Below are 17,719 nucleotides of genomic sequence, written 5' to 3' on the forward strand. Positions count from 1 at the left end.
AGGGAAGGTGCGAACAAGTTCCTGATATGAGATCATCATATTCATCCGGAGCGCATCCCAGAGGGACATCATGAGCCATCAACTCACCTTCGCCGATAGTGAATTCAGCACTAAGCGCCGTCAGACCCGAAAAGAGATTTTCCTCTCCCGCATGGAGCAGATTCTGCCATGGCAGAATATGACCGCTGTCATCGAGCCGTTTTATCCCAAGGCGGGCAATGGCCGACGGCCCTATCCGCTGGAGACCATGCTGCGTATTCACTGCATGCAGCATTGGTACAACCTGAGCGACGGTGCCATGGAAGATGCCCTGTACGAAATCGCCTCCATGCGCCTGTTTGCCCGATTATCCCTGGATAGCGCCCTGCCGGATCGCACCACCATCATGAATTTCCGCCACCTGCTCGAGCAGCATCAACTGGCCCGTCAATTGTTCAAGACCATCAATCGCTGGCTGGCCGAAGCAGGCGTCATGATGACCCAAGGCACTTTGGTGGATGCCACCATCATTGAGGCACCCAGCTCGACCAAGAACAAAGAGCAGCAACGCGATCCGGAGATGCATCAGACCAAGAAAGGCAATCAGTGGCACTTTGGCATGAAGGCCCACATTGGTGTCGATGCCAAGAGTGGCCTGACCCACAGCCTGGTCACCACCGCGGCCAACGAGCATGACCTCAATCAGCTGGGTAATCTGCTTCATGGAGAGGAGCAATTTGTCTCAGCCGATGCCGGCTACCAAGGAGCGCCACAGCGCGAGGAGCTGGCCGAGGTGGATGTGGACTGGCTGATCGCCGAGCGTCCCGGCAGGGTAAAAACCTTGAAGCAGCATCCGCGCAAGAACAAAACGGCCATCAACATCGAATACATGAAAGCCAGCATCCGTGCCAGGGTGGAGCACCCGTTTCGCATCATCAAGCGGCAGTTCGGCTTCGTGAAAGCCAGATACAAGGGGCTGCTGAAAAACGATAACCAACTGGCGATGTTATTCACCCTGGCCAACCTGTTTCGGGTGGACCAAATGATACGTCAGTGGGAGAGATCTCAGTAAAAACCGGAAATAACGCCAGAAATGGTGGAAAAAATAGCCTAAATAGGCTGATTCGATGTGTTTGCGGGAAAAAAATCGGCCCAGATCCGCGAAATTTTAATCAGCGAGTCAGCTTGGGAAGAAATGACCTGCTTATTCGCACCTTCCTTAGGTGCGGTCGTAACATACGCCAGAACAACACCATCCCGATTTTGATTAACTTACCGCGTACAAAGCAATGCGTTATCAAGCGAAAGGTCATTTCGCCCCCGTAGGGGCCATAAGAATGCAGAAAAGAGTTATACAGTGTACTCTGCCTGGATAAACACGCCAGATGGTGATCAGATAACCTTTCTGCTCCCACGCATCGGCGGATATTGCTGTGCCCCTTTTCCCCTGAGGGACACGAGAACTCGCTAACTTATTGAGCGTTCGGTGATTTTTATGAAGAAACTGTTTGTGCAGTTTTACCTCCTGCTGTTTGTCTGCTTTTTGGTGATGACCCTGTTGGTCGGCCTGGTATACAAATTCACCGCAGAACGCGCAGGCAGACAGTCGCTCGACGATTTGATGAAAAGCTCGTTGTACCTGATGCGCAGTGAACTACGCGAAATCCCGCCACGCGATTGGGGTAAGACGCTGAAGGAAATGGACTTAAACCTCTCATTTGACCTGCGTGTTGAACCGCTGAATAAGTACACACTGGATGCCCCAACCATGCAGCGTTTGCGCGAAGGCGATATTGTGGCTCTTGACGATCAATACACCTTTATTCAACGCATTCCTCGCAGCCATTATGTGCTGGCAGTCGGCCCGGTTCCTTACCTCTATTTTCTTCATCAAATGCGCCTGCTGGACATCGCGCTGATGGCGTTTATTGCTATCTCACTGGCCTTCCCGGTACTGATCTGGATGCGTCCACACTGGCAAGAAATGCTAAGACTCGAATCCGCCGCACAACGTTTTGGTGAAGGACATCTGAGTGAACGCCTTCATTTTGACAACGGTTCCAGCTTTGAGCGCCTGGGCGTAGCGTTTAACCAAATGGCCGACAATATCAATGCGCTGATCGCCAGTAAAAAACAGCTCATCGATGGTATTGCCCATGAGCTTCGTACTCCGCTGGTACGTTTACGTTACCGGCTGGAAATGAGTGATAACCTCACCGGGCAGGAATCTCAGGCGCTTAATCGTGATATCGGCCAACTGGAAGCGTTGATCGAAGAGTTACTGACCTACGCCCGCCTGGATCGCCCGCAAAATGAACTGAAGCTCAGTGTACCTGACCTGCCTGTTTGGTTGACAACCCATCTGGAGGATGTGCAAAGCGTGAATCCTGGCCGTACGGTGCACTTACGTCATCTCGAAACTGGCGACTACGGCGCGTTGGATATGCGCCTGATGGAGCGGGTCCTGGATAATTTGCTGAACAATGCCCTGCGCTATTGCCAATCTACAGTGCAAGCCAGTCTGCTGCTGAACGGCAATCAAGCCACGCTGGTAGTGGAAGACGACGGTCCCGGTATTGCACCAGACGCTCGCGAACAGGTTTTTGAACCGTTTGTACGCCTTGACCCCAGCCGTGACCGGGCAACCGGGGGTTGTGGGCTTGGGTTAGCCATCGTCCACTCAATTGCTTTGGCTATGGGGGGGACGGTCGTCTGTGATGAAAGTGAACTTGGCGGCGCCCGGTTTACTTTCCGTTGGCCCGTCTGGCATAACATTCCCGAAATCTCAGCTGCCTGACCTATTCTGCTCGGTGGTCAGGTGGTGGAGGTTGTGCTATAAAAAAGTATGTTGTAACTAAAATGGTAAACCTATGGCCCGTTACGATCTTGTTGACCGCCTGAACGGCACCTTTCGCCAGATGGAACAAGAACTGGCACTTTTGAACGAAAACCTGTTGCAGCAGACGCTGCTGATTGCGCGCGTATTCTCGTTACCGGAAGTGGCTAAAGAGGCAGAGCATGCCCCTCTGCAGAGCATTAATGTTAAGCAGCATTTAGGCAAAGAGGCTGAAGCGCTGGCACTGCTCCATTACCGTCACCTGTTTATTCAGCAGCAGTCCGAAAACCGCAGCAGCAAAGCGGCCTTCCGCCTACCGGGTGTATTGTGCTATCAGGTTGATAACGCGGCGCAATGTACTCTGGAAGAACAAATCCAGCGTATAAACCAGTTGAAAACCACCTTCGAGCGCATTGTTACAGTGGAATCAGGGCTGGCGCCGGCAGCACGTTTCGAATGGGTGCATCGTCATCTGCCAGGGCTGATTACTCTGAATGCCTATCGTACGCTAACCGTAGTCCGCGATCCTGCCACCCTACGATTTGGCTGGGCTAATAAGCACATCATTAAAAACCTGAAACGCGATGAAGTACTGCAGCAACTGGAAAAAAGCCTGACGTCACCGCGCAGCGTACATCCCTGGACACGTGAAGAATGGCAGGCGAAGCTTGAACGCGAATATCAGGATATCGCCGCCTTACCGCAGCAGGCCCGCCTGAAGATCAAAAGGCCGGTAAAAGTGCAGCCTATTGCCCGCGTCTGGTACAAAGGAGAGCAAAAACAGGTGCAATATGCCTGCCCGACGCCACTGATTGCTTTGCTTAATAACGACAACGGTATGACCGTACCGGATATCGGCGAGTTACTTAATTACGATGCCGAAAACGTTCAGCATCGTTTTAAACCTCAGGCGCAGCCGTTGAGATTGATTATTCCCCGGCTGCACCTGTACGTTGCGGATTAACTGCCTGGCCGCATGCTGCCAACCATCAGCTCCGGGCGTACCCAGCTGTCGAACTCCGCTTCGGTTAGATATCCCAGCGCCAGAGCGGAGGCTTTTAAGGTCAGCCCTTCTTTATGGGCTTTTTTGGCAATTTCAGCCGCTTTATCGTAACCGATATGGGTATTGAGCGCGGTCACCAGCATTAGCGACTCGTTGAGCAGTTGATCGATTCGTTCACGATTAGGCTCAATCCCCGTCGCGCAATGTTCATTGAAGCTTTCCATACCGTCCGCCAGCAGGCGTACCGACTGCAGGAAGTTGTGGATGACCATCGGTCGATAGACGTTGAGCTCAAAATTACCTGACGCCCCGCCCATGTTGATGGCGACATCGTTGCCCATCACCTGGCAGCAAAGCATAGTCAGCGCTTCACACTGGGTTGGATTGACCTTGCCCGGCATGATCGAGCTGCCCGGTTCATTTTCCGGAATTGAAATTTCGCCAATACCACACCGTGGACCGGATGCCAGCCAGCGTACATCGTTGGCGATTTTCATCAGCGACGCTGCCAGTCCTTTTAGCGCGCCGTGAGCATGAACCAGGGCATCGCAGGTGGCGAGCGCTTCAAATTTATTCGGTGCGGTAACGAACGGCGCACAGGTGATGACCCGCAGTTCATCCGCAACCCGGCGGGCGTATTCGGGATGAGTGTTCAGTCCGGTACCTACAGCGGTTCCCCCCAACGCCAGCTCCGCCACGTGTGGTAAGCTGTTTTCAATGTGTCTGAGGTTATGTTCTAGCATTGCTACCCAGCCGGAAATCTCCTGGCCAAGCGTAAGTGGAGTTGCATCTTGCAGATGTGTACGACCAATTTTAACGATATCGGCGAAAGCGTGGGACTTATCACTGAGCGTTTTGGTCAACACATTTAATTGAGGGATCAGTGATTTACGCAGCGCCAGCAGTGCGGCAACGTGCATTGCGGTCGGGAAGACATCGTTCGAGCTTTGGCTTTTATTGACATCATCGTTGGGGTGTACTTTTCGCTCCATCCCCCGCACGCCGCCCAGCAACTCGCTGGCCCGGTTTGCCAACACCTCGTTCATGTTCATATTGCTTTGCGTGCCGGACCCAGTTTGCCAGATGGCCAGCGGGAACTCATCGCGGTGTTTATCTGCCAACACCTCATCTGCAGCCTGCATAATAGCCCTGGCTTTATCCTCCGCCAGCAGCCCAAGATCCTGGTTAACCTTTGCCGCGGCGCGTTTAGTCAGCGCCAGCGCATGGATCAACGAGACCGGCATTTTCTCCGTAGAGATACGAAAATGTTCCAGTGAACGTTGGGTTTGCGCGCCCCAAAGCTTATCGGCAGGAACATCAATCGCCCCCATTGAATCATTCTCGCGGCGTACCGTTACCATTACCTGCTCCTTACATTAACAGTTGATTAGGTTATGTTTCGACATTGCCCACTTGCGTTGGTCTTATGAGTATTAACGAGGATAAAACTGTCGTTTGGTGGTTCGTGCGGTAAAAAAAACCGCCCCGAAGGGCGGTTGACGTTACTTAACGCAGCGTGCGCACTGCGACGTCTGAATTTGCTGGAAGAAATCATTGCCTTTGTCATCCACCAGGATAAACGCCGGGAAATCTTCCACTTCAATTTTCCAGATGGCTTCCATCCCGAGTTCCGGGTATTCCACGCACTCCAGACTCTTGATACTGCCCTGGGCCAGCACCGCGGCAGGGCCGCCAATACTGCCTAAATAGAAGCCGCCATGTTTATGGCAAGCATCGGTCACCTGCTGGCTACGGTTGCCTTTCGCCAGCATAATCATGCTCCCACCAGCGGCCTGAAGCTGGTCAACATACGAGTCCATACGTCCGGCCGTGGTTGGGCCAAGCGAACCAGAGGCGTAGCCTTCCGGCGTTTTTGCCGGACCGGCGTAATAGATCGGGTGATCTTTAACATACTGCGGCAAACCTTCACCGTTATCCAGACGTTCTTTCAGTTTCGCATGCGCAATATCACGGCCAACAATAATTGTACCGTTGAGTGACAAACGCGTAGAGACCGGATACTGCGACAGCTGGGCCAGGATCTCTTTCATCGGACGATTGAGATCAACGCGCACCGCTTCGCCCTCTCCCGCCTGACGCAACTCTTCTGGAATGTACTTACCTGGATTATGTTCCAGTTTTTCGATCCAGATACCTTCACGGTTGATTTTGGCTTTGATATTACGGTCAGCAGAACAAGAGACGCCCATACCAACCGGACACGACGCGCCGTGACGCGGCAGGCGGATCACGCGGATATCATGCGCGAAGTACTTCCCGCCAAACTGCGCGCCCAGCCCCAAATTCTGCGCTTCAATCAGCAGCTCTTTTTCCAGCTCCACATCACGGAATGCCTGCCCATGTTCGTTACCTGCGGTCGGCAGCTCATCGTAGTATTTAGCCGAAGCCAGTTTCACCGTTTTCAGCGTAGCTTCCGCTGACGTTCCGCCGATCACAAACGCAATGTGATACGGCGGACAAGCCGCAGTACCCAGCGTACGCATCTTTTCAACCAGGTAATTTTTTAATTTGCCCGGCGTGAGCAGCGCTTTGGTTTCCTGGTACAGATAGGTTTTGTTCGCCGAACCGCCACCTTTGGCAATACACAGGAATTTGTATTCATCGCCGTCGACGGTATACAAATCAATCTGTGCTGGCAGGTTGGTGCCGGTGTTCACCTCTTTATACATATCCAGCGCTGCGTTTTGTGAATAGCGCAGGTTGTCTTCGATGTAGGTGTTATAGACGCCTCGAGCCAGCGCCTCCTCATCGCCACCACCGGTCCAGACACGCTGACCTTTTTTACCCACGATAATCGCGGTTCCGGTGTCCTGACAGGTCGGCAAAATGCCTTTTGCCGCGATGTCAGAGTTACGCAGAAATTGCAGGGCCACATACTTGTCGTTTTCGCTGGCCTCCGGGTCGCGCAGAATATCGGCTACCTGCTGTTGATGTGCGGGACGCAGCATAAACGACGCATCATGAAAGGCCTGACGAGCCAGCAGGGTTAAAGCTTGTGGCGCGACTTTAACAATCTCCTGCCCTTCAAATTCGGCAACAGAGACATAGTCGCTGGTCAGCAGATAGTATTCGGTATCATCCTTTTTGAGGGGGAAAGGATGCTGATAATGAAAGGGTTTGTTTGACATTGTGCTCTCACTTACTGCTCGGTCTGGTTATTCTCTGGGCAGATGTTCCGTTGCCCTGCTTCCCTGCCGCAGATCCGGTTGTAGAAGGAAGGGCTGTCTGCAACCGGAATCACTCAGGGTATTAAAAGCGAGTCTCCATATCCTACACATTTTTTTAACAAAAACTGAGACAAGTACGACTTTTTACATGTGCAGGTTACTTCCCTCAGGGTTTCTTGGTTTAATAGCCGTAGAAAATTCCACATTGAAACAGGGCTTGATAATGCAAAAACTCATCAACTCAGTGCAAAACTACGCCTGGGGAAGTAAAACGGCGTTAACGGAACTCTATGGCATTGCCAACCCCACTCAGCAACCGATGGCTGAGCTGTGGATGGGTGCGCATCCGAAAAGCAGTTCGCAGGTTCTGGGCGCTGACGGCCAGACGGTTGCTCTGCGCGACGTTATCGAGCACGATAAATCCGCACTGCTGGGCGATGCCGTTGCGCAGCGTTTTGGTGAGCTGCCCTTCCTGTTTAAAGTGCTCTGCGCTGCACAACCGCTTTCGATTCAGGTTCATCCTAACAAGCACAACTCTGAAATTGGATTTGCCAAAGAAAACGCCGCAGGGATTCCGATGGATGCGGCTGAGCGCAACTACAAAGATCCTAACCACAAACCGGAACTGGTTTTTGCTTTGACGCCTTTCCTGGCGATGAACGCATTCCGCGAGTTCTCTGACATTGTTGCATTGTTACAACCCGTCTCCGCCGCACATCCGGCTATTGCGCATTTCCTGGAAGAGCCGAGTGCAGAACGTCTGAGCTATCTTTTCGCCAGCTTGCTGAATATGCAGGATGAGGAGAAATCCCATGCGTTGGCGATCCTGAAATCAGCGCTGAACAGCCAGCAGGGTGAACCCTGGCAAACCATCCGTCTGATCGCCGACGTCTACCCGAACGACAGTGGGCTCTTCTCCCCGCTGCTGCTCAATGTGGTGAAACTCAATCCCGGCGAAGCTATGTTCTTATTTGCCGAAACCCCGCATGCTTACCTGCAAGGTGTGGCGCTTGAGGTGATGGCTAACTCGGACAACGTGCTGCGTGCCGGACTGACGCCAAAATATATTGATATCCCGGAACTGGTCGCCAACGTGCAGTTTGTCGCCAAGCCAGCAAACCAGTTACTGACCACGCCGGTTAAGTCTGATGGCGAACTGGATTTCCCGATCCCGGTTGACGATTTTGCGTTCTCCCTGCATGAGCTTACTACCAGTGGCGCAGATATCAGCCAGCAAAGTGCGGCCATTTTGTTCTGCATCGAAGGTGAAGCTGTACTGAGCAAAGGCGAGCAACGTCTGGTTCTGCGACCGGGTGAATCGGCCTTTATTGGCGCGAATGAATCGCCGGTTAACATCAGTGGCGCAGGTCGTTTAGCCCGGGTTTATAACAAGCTTTAGCAAGATACTGATATTTTTAACAACTCTTGCTAAGCTGTAGTGAGTTAAAGACATGTCACTCCTCCAGGCGTCTTAAAACGCCTGGTTTTATTTTATGGATATCGAAATGAAAAAATCGCTGGTAGCTGCGGGTGTGGTGGTTGCGCTGGGTATCGTCTGGACGGGCGGCGCCTGGTACACAGGTAAGAAACTTGAAACGCATCTCGCCGAGATGGTGACGCAGGCAAACGATCAGTTAAAACGTTTCTCCCCTGAGGCGGGTATTGAACTGAGTTATCAAAACTACCAGCGCGGGGTGTTCAATAGCCAACTGCAATTGGTGGTGAAACCAATAGCCGGGCAGGCAGATTCCTGGCTGAAACCGGGGCAAAGTATTGTCCTGGATGAAACGGTGGATCACGGTCCCTTCCCACTGGCCCAACTGAAGTCACTGAATCTGGTTCCGGCTATGGCCTCCGTGAAAACGACGCTGGTGAATAACGACGTTACCAAACCGCTGTTTGATATTGCCAAGGGTGAGTCGCCATTTGTCATCAACTCCCGTATCAGCTACAGCGGCGATACCCGTTCCGATCTTTCCCTTAAACCACTGAACTACGAGAAAGGCGACGAAAAAGTAGCCTTCAGCGGCGGGGAATTCCAGTTTACCGCAGACAAAGAAGGTAACGCTGTCTCGCTGACAGGCAATGCGCAAAGCGGCGTGGTCAATGCGGTCAACGAGTATGACCAGAAAGTACAAATGACTTTCAATAATCTGAAGACTGAGGGTTCCAGCAGTATTGCCAGCTTTGGTGAGCGCATCGGCGACCAGAAATTGTCACTCGAAAAACTATCGATCTCGGTCGAGGGTAAAGAGTTGGCGGTTCTGGAAGGCATGGGTATCGATGGCAAATCCGATCTGGTTAACGACGGTAAAACTGTCAACAGCCAGCTGGATTACACGCTGAACAGCCTTAAATTGCAGGGCCAGGATATGGGTAGCGGTAAGCTGACGCTGAAAGTTGCCCAGATTGACGGTGAAGCCCTGCATCAGTTCAGTCAGCAGTATAGCGCCCAAACCAAGGCGCTGATGGCGCAGATCGATGTGGTACAAAATCCTGAGCTTTATCAGCAAAAAGTCACCGAAGCTTTCTTCAATGCGCTGCCGATACTGATGAAAGGCGAGCCGGTTATCACCATTGCCCCGCTGAGCTGGAAAAATGCGAAAGGTGAAACCGCATTTAATCTGTCACTGCTGCTAAAAGATCCGACAGCAAATACTGAGGAACCACAAACGCTGGCTCAGGAAGTGGATCGTTCGGTCAAATCACTGGATGCCAAGCTGACGATTCCGGTCGATATGGCGACTGAGTTCATGACGCAGATCGCCAAAATTGAAGGCTATCAGCAGGAGCAAGCGGCCGATCTTGCGAAGCAACAGGTGAATGGCCTGGCGGCAATGGGTCAGATGTTCCGTATTACAACGATGCAGGACAACGTCATCGGCTCCAGCCTGCAATACGCAAACGGACAGGTTACGTTAAACGGACAAAAAATGCCGCTGGATGAGTTTGTTGGCATGTTCGGTATGCCTTCTCTTGGCGAACCGGATGCCCCGGCTATCCCGCAACAGTAAATACGCGTGACAACAGGCCCGATAACCGTGTGTTTATCGGGCCTTTTTTATTTGGCCACCACCAGACGGGCGGAAAGCGTCAGGTTACGCGAATGACCATCATCGTGCCCAATGCGCTGCAGCATGCGCTCAGCAAGGGTATATCCCATTTCACGCGCAGGCGTGCAGGCCCAAATAATGGGGATATCGTCCAGTGCATTTTCCGCTACATCGGCAAATCCCGCTAAGGAGATCTGCTGTTCGAAATAGCGATCTACGCCAATTTCACCACTCTGACGCCCTGCTCTCATCAGGCCAAACCAGGCGCCAACGGCAATGGTTTCGTTGTAGCACACCACAGCGCTGATCGTTGGGTTACGACGTAACAGCGCGGTTACCTCCTCTGCGGCCTGCTTCTGGCTGGATGAACACTCCAGCACCCAGTCGCTATGAAACGGTAAACCATACTTTAGCAACGTCGTACAATAGCCGCCGACACGCTCTGCGCGAGTCAATGAGGAACTCTGCCCCCCCAACCACGCGATTCGCTGATGCCCGTGGCGGATAAGATGTTCAACCAGCAATTGCGAAGCCTGCATGTTGTCAGGTCTGACGGTGTCGGCATCATCCAGGTAGCTTGCCCGAGACGCAAACACCACCGGAATCCCCTTATCGGCGGCCAGTTGTTGTAGGTCGTCGCTACTGCCGGCAGCCCCGGCGATCACCACACCATCAACTCCTTGATTTAGCAACATAGCGAAACGCTGCGCGAGCTGTTCGCCATCTTTGCCACCATGTAATAAAAAGACCATGCGCCCCTGCATTTCTAATGCTTCCGTCAGACCCGCCGTCAACTCGGCGTAAAACGGCGTAGAAAGATCGCGCACAATCAAACCAATTACCCCGCTCTGCCCGCCACGCAGCGCCGATGCCTGGCGATTACGCACAAAACCGAGTTGCTCAATAGCGGCATTCACGCGTTCGCCTGTCGCGGATGAAATACGACCTTTTCCACTAAGCACCAATGAGACAGTACTGACCGAAACGCCCGCGGCCAGCGCAACATCATGGATGGTTATTTTTTTGGCTATAGCCATAAAAACGGAAAACTCCCTGATTACGTGACGGATAAAACGTTTTATCAATCACTTATATTTATACGCCCTATTATCGTTCGATAATGTGATTTATACCGCACTAAAATTAGGTAAAACGTTTTATCTTCTCGCCATCATTAGTCAGCTAGCTTTTACGAGGAGTCGTTTGATGACGACGAGAACCACACCAAAAATAACGTTATGGGAATTTTTCCAGCAGTTGGGCAAAACCTTTATGCTCCCCGTAGCGCTACTTTCATTTTGCGGGATCATGTTGGGGATCGGCAGCTCGTTAAGCAGCCATGATGTCTTAACACTGATCCCGGCATTGGGTAATCCGGTACTGCAGGCCATCTTTACCTGGATGAGCAAAGTAGGCTCATTTGCGTTTAGTTTCTTACCGGTGATGTTCTGTATTGCCATACCTCTCGGCCTTGCTCGCGAGAACAAAGGTGTAGCGGCATTTGCCGGTTTTGTTGGCTATGCGGTCATGAACCTTGCCGTCAACTTTTGGTTAACCGCGAAAGGTATCTTACCTACCACGGATGCCGCGATCCTGAAGGCCAACAACGTGCAGAATATCCTGGGGATCCAGTCGATCGATACTGGGATCCTCGGTGCTGTTATTGCCGGGATCATCGTCTGGATGCTGCATGAACGTTTCCACAACATTCGTCTGCCGGATGCGCTGGCTTTCTTCGGCGGCACCCGCTTTGTGCCTATCATCTCCTCGGTGGTGATGGGGCTGGTCGGGCTAGTTATTCCCCTGATCTGGCCGGTTTTCGCCATGGGCATTACCGGGCTCGGCCACATCATCAACAGCGCGGGAGAATTTGGCCCAATGCTGTTTGGTACCGGTGAACGTCTGTTGCTGCCGTTTGGTCTGCATCATATTCTGGTGGCGCTCATTCGCTTCACCGAGGCTGGCGGCACGCAAGAAGTCTGCGGTCACAGCGTGAGCGGCGCACTGACTATTTTTCAGGCCCAACTGAGCTGCCCTACAACACAAGGTTTCTCTGAAAGCGCAACCCGCTTCCTGTCGCAGGGCAAAATGCCTGCGTTCCTCGGTGGTTTACCGGGGGCAGCGCTCGCAATGTACCACTGTGCTCGCCCTGAAAATCGTCATAAAATTAAAGGGTTATTAATTTCCGGTCTTATTGCCTGTGTGATCGGCGGTACCACCGAGCCCCTTGAGTTCTTATTCCTGTTCGTTGCCCCAGTTCTGTATGTGATCCACGCCCTGCTGACCGGTCTTGGCTTCACTGTGATGGCAGTGCTTGGCGTCACCATCGGTAACACCGACGGTAACCTGATTGACTTCGTGGTGTTCGGTATCCTGCATGGACTCTCTACCAAGTGGTATCTGGTCCCTGTTGTAGCGGCGATCTGGTTCGCGGTGTACTACGTCATCTTCCGTTTCGCCATCACACGCTTCAATTTGAAGACACCGGGTCGGGACGTCGAAATTGCCAGCAATATCGAAAAAGTAATGGCTGGAGCGCCGGGTAAATCCGGTTACAACGTCCCTGCCATTCTGGCGGCGCTTGGCGGTGCGGAAAACATCGTCAGCCTGGATAACTGCATTACCCGTCTGCGTTTGTCAGTGAAGGATATGTCTCTTGTGAATGTACAGGCACTGAAGGACAATCGCGCCATTGGCGTAGTGCAACTCAATCAGCATAATCTTCAGGTCGTTATTGGCCCACAGGTCCAGTCAGTGAAAGACGAGATCGCAGTTCTGATGAACACCGTACAAGCTTAAGGACAATGATATGTTTGATTTTTCAAAGGTTGTGGACAGGCATGGTACCTGGTGTACTCAGTGGGATTACGTTGCCGACCGTTTTGGTTCAGCCGACCTGCTGCCGTTCACCATCTCCGATATGGATTTTGCCACCGCACCCTGTATTCTGGAGGCGCTGACTCAGCGCCTGTCACATGGCGTGTTGGGTTACAGTCGCTGGAAAAATGATGAATTTCTTGCGGCGATTAGTCACTGGTTTCTATCGCGTCATAATACCCATATCGATCCTCAGTCGCTGGTTTATGGCCCCTCGGTCATCTATATGGTATCGGAGCTGATCCGCCAGTGGTCTTCTGCGGGTGATGCGGTGGTGATTCATACGCCGGCGTACGACGCGTTTTACAAAGCAATTGAAGGTAATCAGCGCGTGGTGCGCGCTGTCGAACTGGAAAAACGCACTGACGGTTGGTACTGCGACATGGCCGCGCTGGAGAATGCCCTGTCTCGTCCAGAGAGCAAAATTCTTCTGCTCTGTAGCCCACAAAATCCGACGGGCAAAGTGTGGACGCGTGATGAGCTGGAAACCATGGCAGAACTGTGTCAGCGCCATGGTGTAAAAGTTATTTCCGATGAGATCCATATGGATATGGTCTGGGGGGATCACCCACATATCCCCTGGAGTAATGTCGCGCGTGACAGCTGGGCGCTGCTCACTTCCGGTTCAAAAAGTTTTAATATTCCGGCACTGACCGGGGCTTACGGAATTATTGAAGACGCTCAAAGCCGTAACGATTATCTCTGCGCATTAAAAGGTCGCGATGGTCTTTCCTCACCAGCAGTGCTCGCGCTGAGCGCACATATTGCCGCCTATCATCAGGGAGCAAGCTGGCTTGATGCGCTGCGGGATTACCTTACCAGCAATTTGCATTACGTCGCCCGCGAGCTTAATGCCGCATTCCCCGAACTGAACTGGCAGGTTCCGCAATCCACCTATCTGGCATGGATTGACCTGCGTCCGCTCAACATTGATGACCACGCATTGCAGGAAGCGCTCATCCACCAGCAGAAAGTCGCCATCATGCCCGGATACACATACGGCGAAGAAGGACGCGGTTTTGTGCGCCTGAATGCCGGATGTCCACGATCCAAACTTGAAAAAGGCGTTCAGGGGTTGATTAACGGCATACGTTCTGTACGCTAATAAAGTTTGCGCAATGAAATTATTCATTGCGCAACATAGATTTTTATCCCGATTTTTTCTTATAATACGACGCACTTTACCTAAATACACGAGTGCGACCATGATTGATACTTCCCTCCCCTTGACCGACGTCCATCGCCACCTTGATGGTAACATCCGTGCCCAAACGATTCTGGATCTGGGTCGTCAGTTCAATTTAACGCTCCCGGCACAAACGTTGGAAACGCTGATCCCTCATGTGCAAGTGACATCCACTGAGCCAGATTTAGTGAGCTTTTTATCCAAGCTCGACTGGGGCGTGAAGGTACTGGCCTCGCTGGATGCCTGTCGCCGCGTGGCATTTGAAAATATTGAGGATGCAGCACGTAACGGTCTGCACTATGTAGAATTACGTTTTTCACCAGGCTATATGGCGATGGCGCATCAACTCCCGGTGGCAGGTGTGGTTGAAGCCGTCATCGCAGGCGTGCGCGAGGGCTGCAAGACCTTTGGCGTCGAAGCACGCTTAATTGGCATTATGAGCCGTACTTTTGGCGAAGCCGCCTGTCTGCAGGAACTGGATGCGCTGTTAGCCCACCGAGATCATATTACGGCACTGGATCTAGCCGGTGACGAACTGGGATTCCCTGGCAGTCTGTTCCTGTCCCATTTCAACCAGGCACGCGACGCCGGCTGGCATATTACCGTGCATGCGGGCGAAGCCGCGGGACCAGAAAGCATCTGGCAGGCCATTAAAGAGCTGGGCGCTGAGCGTATTGGTCACGGCGTTAAAGCCGTTGAAGATCGTGCGTTGATGGATTACCTCGCCGAGCATCGTATCGGCATCGAATCCTGCCTGACATCAAACATTCAGACCAGCACCGTTGCCTCACTAGCGAACCATCCGCTGAAAACGTTCCTTGAGCATGGCGTTATTGCCAGTTTGAATACGGACGACCCGGCTGTTCAGGGTGTGGATATTATTCACGAGTACACCATTGCCGCACCAGCTGCAGGCCTAACGCGCGAACAGATCCGCCAGGCGCAAATCAACGGTCTGGAAATGGCATTCCTGAGTAACGAAGAAAAACGAGCCTTGCGCGAGAAAGTCGGCGCAGCGTAACGGGTAAAGTGCTGAATGGCGCTAACGCTTATCCGGCCTACGTTGGTTTTCATTGTAGGCCGGATAAAATGCCTGAGCATCTCCATCCGGCATTAGTCCAATCAAGCAAGGCACAGCGTCGAACGATGTTTCGCAGATTCGATACCCAGCTCAATCAGCTCCATAATTTGGATAGCCTGTCTCGCCGGTACCGGGTTTTCACCGTTACCGTTTAGCGCATCACGAATGCCAGCATAGTACGCCGGATAGTTGCCTGGTACAGTAAGCCAGGTTTCTTCAACCTGCTCTTCGCCTTCTATTCGCGTCAAAACGCCATCGCGCATATCATAACCCCAGTCTTCCTGTGGCAGTCGCTCGCCATTTTTCAGGCGCTCTTCCTGCGGGTCAAGACCATACTTCACATAGCTGCCACGCGATCCGTGCACAATATAACGGGCCGATTCCGCGGCAGCGAGCATGGTGCCATGCAGGATCACACGACGCTGCGGATACGTCAGGATGGCATGGAAGTAATCCGTCGCCTGCGCGCCTGGACGCAACTGGGCCAGGTCTACCGTCAGGCTGACGGGCAAACCAAACAGATTAATCGCCTGATCCAAAAGATGCGGTGCTAAATCGTACCAGATACCGCTTCCCGGACCGCCCTGTTCACGCCAACGGTCACGAACCTGCGGGCGGAAACGATCGAAATGGGATTCGAAATACGCCACCTCTCCCAAAACACCATCCGCCAGCAGAGCTTTCAGCGTCAGAAAATCACTGTCCCAGCGACGGTTATGGAACACAGACAGCACGCGCCCGAGGCTGCGCGCCAGCGTATCCAGCTCACGAGCTTGTGACAGTGTCACAGTAAAAGGCTTATCAACAACCACATGTTTGCCCGCTTCCAGCGCAGCTTTCGCTAATGGAAAGTGTGTGTCATTAGGCGTGGGGATCACAATCAGGTCGATATTTGGATCGTTAAAAAGATGCTTAGGCTCAGCAACAACCGCCACCGTAGGCCAGTCTGCCTTCACTTTTGCTTCATCACTACTGGAAACTGCAGCCAGTTCCAGGCCCGGCGTGCCCACAATCAGGGGGGCATGGAAGGTTTTACTGGCATAACCATAGCCAATTAGCCCAACGCGGATGTTGTCATTCATGTTATTGCCTCTCAATTCAGGACTGACCTATTTCACACCATACCTTGCAACGTCTCAATAGTTTAATAACCTTTGCGCTACAAAGGTTGCTTTTAACTTAAGTCAAACATATGCCACTTATGCTTAACTTGCAGCGAAAAAGAGGGAGAAATCGTTCCCAACCATCTTGCTGTATTAATGAGAGATTAGTAACATTTGCAGCCTGTGTTTATGGATAAATCAAAGAAAATGTCATCAGTAATGAATCGTCTTATTGAATTAACAGGTTGGATTGTTCTCGCCGTCTCCGTGATCCTGCTGGGTGTTGCCAATCATATTGACAATTACCAGCCACCAGAGCCCGTTGCGGCAGTGCAGAAGAAATAAGCATCCGCAACCTTTTATTGCCCGGCAATTAACATTGGTAGTTGCAGGGTTTGTCGGTAAAAGATCGCTTTCTGTCAAAAAAAGCGAATTATGCCGCATCCCGCTCCGCTGCATATTGCCAGCGATCGCTAAGCGCGTTACCCTTGCCGAAGACGCGCATAGCGCCTGCTTTTTCACAGGTATGAACACTCTTCTTACATTTGCACGTAAATCCGCTTTTACCTGTGCACGTTGTTTATTTTTATATTTTCTACTCCGTTGGTATTATTTTATTAATATGGATCTGCATTTATGACTGTTCAGGATTACTTATTAAAATTCCGCAAAATCAGCTCACTCGAAAGTCTGGAAAAACTTTTCGACCATTTAAACTACACGCTCACCGACGATAGCGACATGATCAATATGTACCGTGCCGCAGACCATCGCCGTGCGGAGCTTATATCCGGAGGCCGTCTGTTTGATGTTGGTCAGGTACCTAAATCAGTCTGGCATTACGTGCAATAGAGAAGAAAGTAGCGCTCAACGTTAAAAGCTTTATAATAATTGCCCCAAAATGAATGGCATGATTGATTGCGCGCGTAAAACTGGAGAAGAGATGACTACCACACCGGCACAACGTATCGGAGGCTGGCTACTTGGGCCACTGGCCTGGCTGTTAGTCGCGTTGTTGAGCGCTTCGCTGGCGTTATTACTTTATGTCACTGCGCTGGCAACACCGCAAACCTTCAAAACGCTGGGTGAGCAAAGTACAGCAAATTTGCTGTTATGGGGCGTCTCCTTTGTTACCGCGATCGCCATGTGGTATTACACACTGTGGCTGACAATTGCGTTTTTCAAACGCAGAGCCTGTGTGCCCAAGCATTACATTCTGTGGCTGCTGATCTCCGTGTTGCTGGCGATTAAAGCGTTTGCGTTTTCACCCGTCCCAGACGCTTTTGCCGTGCGCCAACTTCTGTTCCCATTATTGGCCGCAGCACTGTTGGTGCCCTACTTCAAGCGATCGCAGCGCGTTAAATCGACGTTTGTGAACCCGTAATAACCCTACAGTTAACCTGTTGTCGCCTG

15 protein-coding genes are annotated in these 17,719 nt (G+C 52.0%); 11 read left to right on the forward strand and 4 right to left on the reverse strand.

Annotated features, from left to right (window positions below; translation table 11 throughout):
- Positions 1–70: 70 nt before the first annotated feature.
- From OGV85_RS10705 to tus, 3 genes are all read left to right on the forward strand, one after another.
- Entirely contained in the window at positions 71–1,051 is a 981-nt protein-coding gene (locus OGV85_RS10705) for an IS5-like element ISKpn26 family transposase (RefSeq protein WP_000019450.1), read from the forward strand.
- Positions 1,052–1,474: 423 nt separating this feature from the next.
- On the forward strand, positions 1,475–2,776 hold the full coding sequence (gene rstB / locus OGV85_RS10710) for a two-component system sensor histidine kinase RstB (protein WP_003028962.1): 1,302 nt from the start codon (positions 1,475–1,477) through the stop codon (positions 2,774–2,776).
- 73 nt (positions 2,777–2,849) lie between these two features.
- Positions 2,850–3,779, forward strand: a complete 930-nt coding sequence (gene tus, locus OGV85_RS10715) for a DNA replication terminus site-binding protein (RefSeq protein WP_061548242.1) — start codon at positions 2,850–2,852, stop codon at positions 3,777–3,779.
- Here the strand turns inward: tus and fumC are convergent.
- Both fumC and fumB read right to left on the reverse strand, forming a co-directional pair.
- The gene (fumC, locus tag OGV85_RS10720; RefSeq protein ID WP_003028966.1) at positions 3,776–5,179 is read right to left on the reverse strand and encodes a class II fumarate hydratase; all 1,404 of its coding nucleotides are present in this window, start codon (positions 5,177–5,179) and stop codon (positions 3,776–3,778) included. The two genes, tus and fumC, sit on opposite strands and share 4 nt — an antisense overlap.
- Before the next feature lie 141 nt (positions 5,180–5,320).
- Positions 5,321–6,967 carry a class I fumarate hydratase gene (fumB, locus tag OGV85_RS10725; RefSeq protein ID WP_061548241.1) on the reverse strand — a complete coding sequence of 549 codons (1,647 nt, stop codon included), beginning with the start codon at positions 6,965–6,967 and terminating at the stop codon, positions 5,321–5,323.
- 262 nt (positions 6,968–7,229) lie between these two features.
- Here fumB and manA point away from each other — a divergent pair, with 262 nt between their 5' ends.
- Together manA and OGV85_RS10735 are read left to right on the forward strand one after the other, a co-directional pair.
- Positions 7,230–8,405 (forward strand): mannose-6-phosphate isomerase, encoded by a 1,176-nt coding sequence (gene manA, locus OGV85_RS10730; RefSeq protein WP_032949235.1) that lies wholly within the window; start codon positions 7,230–7,232, stop codon positions 8,403–8,405.
- 106 nt (positions 8,406–8,511) lie between these two features.
- Positions 8,512–10,020, forward strand: a complete 1,509-nt coding sequence (locus tag OGV85_RS10735; protein ID WP_003028973.1) for a YdgA family protein — start codon at positions 8,512–8,514, stop codon at positions 10,018–10,020.
- A gap of 47 nt (positions 10,021–10,067) precedes the next feature.
- Here OGV85_RS10735 and OGV85_RS10740 read toward each other — a convergent pair whose 3' ends face one another.
- Positions 10,068–11,096, reverse strand: coding sequence for a Mal regulon transcriptional regulator MalI (locus OGV85_RS10740; RefSeq protein WP_061548240.1), 1,029 nt, complete (start codon positions 11,094–11,096; stop codon positions 10,068–10,070).
- A 169-nt stretch (positions 11,097–11,265) separates the two neighbouring features.
- Here OGV85_RS10740 and malX point away from each other — a divergent pair, with 169 nt between their 5' ends.
- The 3 genes from malX to add all read left to right on the forward strand — a co-directional run bounded on the left by malX (position 11,266) and on the right by add (position 15,143).
- Positions 11,266–12,858, forward strand: a complete 1,593-nt coding sequence (gene malX, locus OGV85_RS10745; RefSeq protein WP_003843555.1) for a maltose/glucose-specific PTS transporter subunit IIBC — start codon at positions 11,266–11,268, stop codon at positions 12,856–12,858.
- A gap of 10 nt (positions 12,859–12,868) precedes the next feature.
- Positions 12,869–14,041, forward strand: coding sequence for a MalY/PatB family protein (locus OGV85_RS10750; protein ID WP_032949233.1), 1,173 nt, complete (start codon positions 12,869–12,871; stop codon positions 14,039–14,041).
- A 100-nt stretch (positions 14,042–14,141) separates the two neighbouring features.
- Positions 14,142–15,143, forward strand: coding sequence for an adenosine deaminase (add, locus tag OGV85_RS10755; RefSeq protein ID WP_003843551.1), 1,002 nt, complete (start codon positions 14,142–14,144; stop codon positions 15,141–15,143).
- A 101-nt stretch (positions 15,144–15,244) separates the two neighbouring features.
- Here add and OGV85_RS10760 read toward each other — a convergent pair whose 3' ends face one another.
- A complete protein-coding gene (locus OGV85_RS10760; RefSeq protein ID WP_061548239.1) occupies positions 15,245–16,285 on the reverse strand; it encodes an oxidoreductase in 1,041 nt (346 codons plus the stop codon).
- Positions 16,286–16,525: 240 nt separating this feature from the next.
- Between OGV85_RS10760 and blr the strand changes: the two genes are divergently transcribed.
- The 3 genes from blr (at position 16,526) to OGV85_RS10775 (ending at position 17,690) form a co-directional block, all read left to right on the forward strand.
- Positions 16,526–16,651 carry a division septum protein Blr gene (gene blr / locus OGV85_RS10765; RefSeq protein ID WP_003029134.1) on the forward strand — a complete coding sequence of 42 codons (126 nt, stop codon included), beginning with the start codon at positions 16,526–16,528 and terminating at the stop codon, positions 16,649–16,651.
- Between the two features lie 291 nt (positions 16,652–16,942).
- Entirely contained in the window at positions 16,943–17,158 is a 216-nt protein-coding gene (ydgT, locus tag OGV85_RS10770) for a transcription modulator YdgT (protein ID WP_003029138.1), read from the forward strand.
- A 91-nt stretch (positions 17,159–17,249) separates the two neighbouring features.
- Entirely contained in the window at positions 17,250–17,690 is a 441-nt protein-coding gene (locus tag OGV85_RS10775; RefSeq protein WP_003832803.1) for a DUF2569 domain-containing protein, read from the forward strand.
- Positions 17,691–17,719: the final 29 nt, after the last annotated feature.

Source organism: Citrobacter sp. Cf132, from assembly GCF_030333885.1.
GTDB lineage: Bacteria > Pseudomonadota > Gammaproteobacteria > Enterobacterales > Enterobacteriaceae > Citrobacter > Citrobacter freundii.

Bases quoted from the DNA above. Each gene is read 5' to 3' on its own strand.
- OGV85_RS10750 (WP_032949233.1), top strand. From the start codon at position 12,869: ATGTTTGATTTTTCAAAGGTTGTGGACAGGCATGGTACCTGGTGTACT.
- tus (WP_061548242.1), top strand. From the start codon at position 2,850: ATGGCCCGTTACGATCTTGTTGACCGCCTGAACGGCACCTTTCGCCAG.
- fumB (WP_061548241.1), bottom strand. From the start codon at position 6,967: ATGTCAAACAAACCCTTTCATTATCAGCATCCTTTCCCCCTCAAAAAG.
- OGV85_RS10735 (WP_003028973.1), top strand. From the start codon at position 8,512: ATGAAAAAATCGCTGGTAGCTGCGGGTGTGGTGGTTGCGCTGGGTATC.
- OGV85_RS10705 (WP_000019450.1), top strand. From the start codon at position 71: ATGAGCCATCAACTCACCTTCGCCGATAGTGAATTCAGCACTAAGCGC.
- rstB (WP_003028962.1), top strand. From the start codon at position 1,475: ATGAAGAAACTGTTTGTGCAGTTTTACCTCCTGCTGTTTGTCTGCTTT.
- OGV85_RS10775 (WP_003832803.1), top strand. From the start codon at position 17,250: ATGACTACCACACCGGCACAACGTATCGGAGGCTGGCTACTTGGGCCA.
- blr (WP_003029134.1), top strand. From the start codon at position 16,526: ATGAATCGTCTTATTGAATTAACAGGTTGGATTGTTCTCGCCGTCTCC.
- manA (WP_032949235.1), top strand. From the start codon at position 7,230: ATGCAAAAACTCATCAACTCAGTGCAAAACTACGCCTGGGGAAGTAAA.
- OGV85_RS10760 (WP_061548239.1), bottom strand. From the start codon at position 16,285: ATGAATGACAACATCCGCGTTGGGCTAATTGGCTATGGTTATGCCAGT.
- fumC (WP_003028966.1), bottom strand. From the start codon at position 5,179: ATGGTAACGGTACGCCGCGAGAATGATTCAATGGGGGCGATTGATGTT.
- add (WP_003843551.1), top strand. From the start codon at position 14,142: ATGATTGATACTTCCCTCCCCTTGACCGACGTCCATCGCCACCTTGAT.
- ydgT (WP_003029138.1), top strand. From the start codon at position 16,943: ATGACTGTTCAGGATTACTTATTAAAATTCCGCAAAATCAGCTCACTC.
- malX (WP_003843555.1), top strand. From the start codon at position 11,266: ATGACGACGAGAACCACACCAAAAATAACGTTATGGGAATTTTTCCAG.
- OGV85_RS10740 (WP_061548240.1), bottom strand. From the start codon at position 11,096: ATGGCTATAGCCAAAAAAATAACCATCCATGATGTTGCGCTGGCCGCG.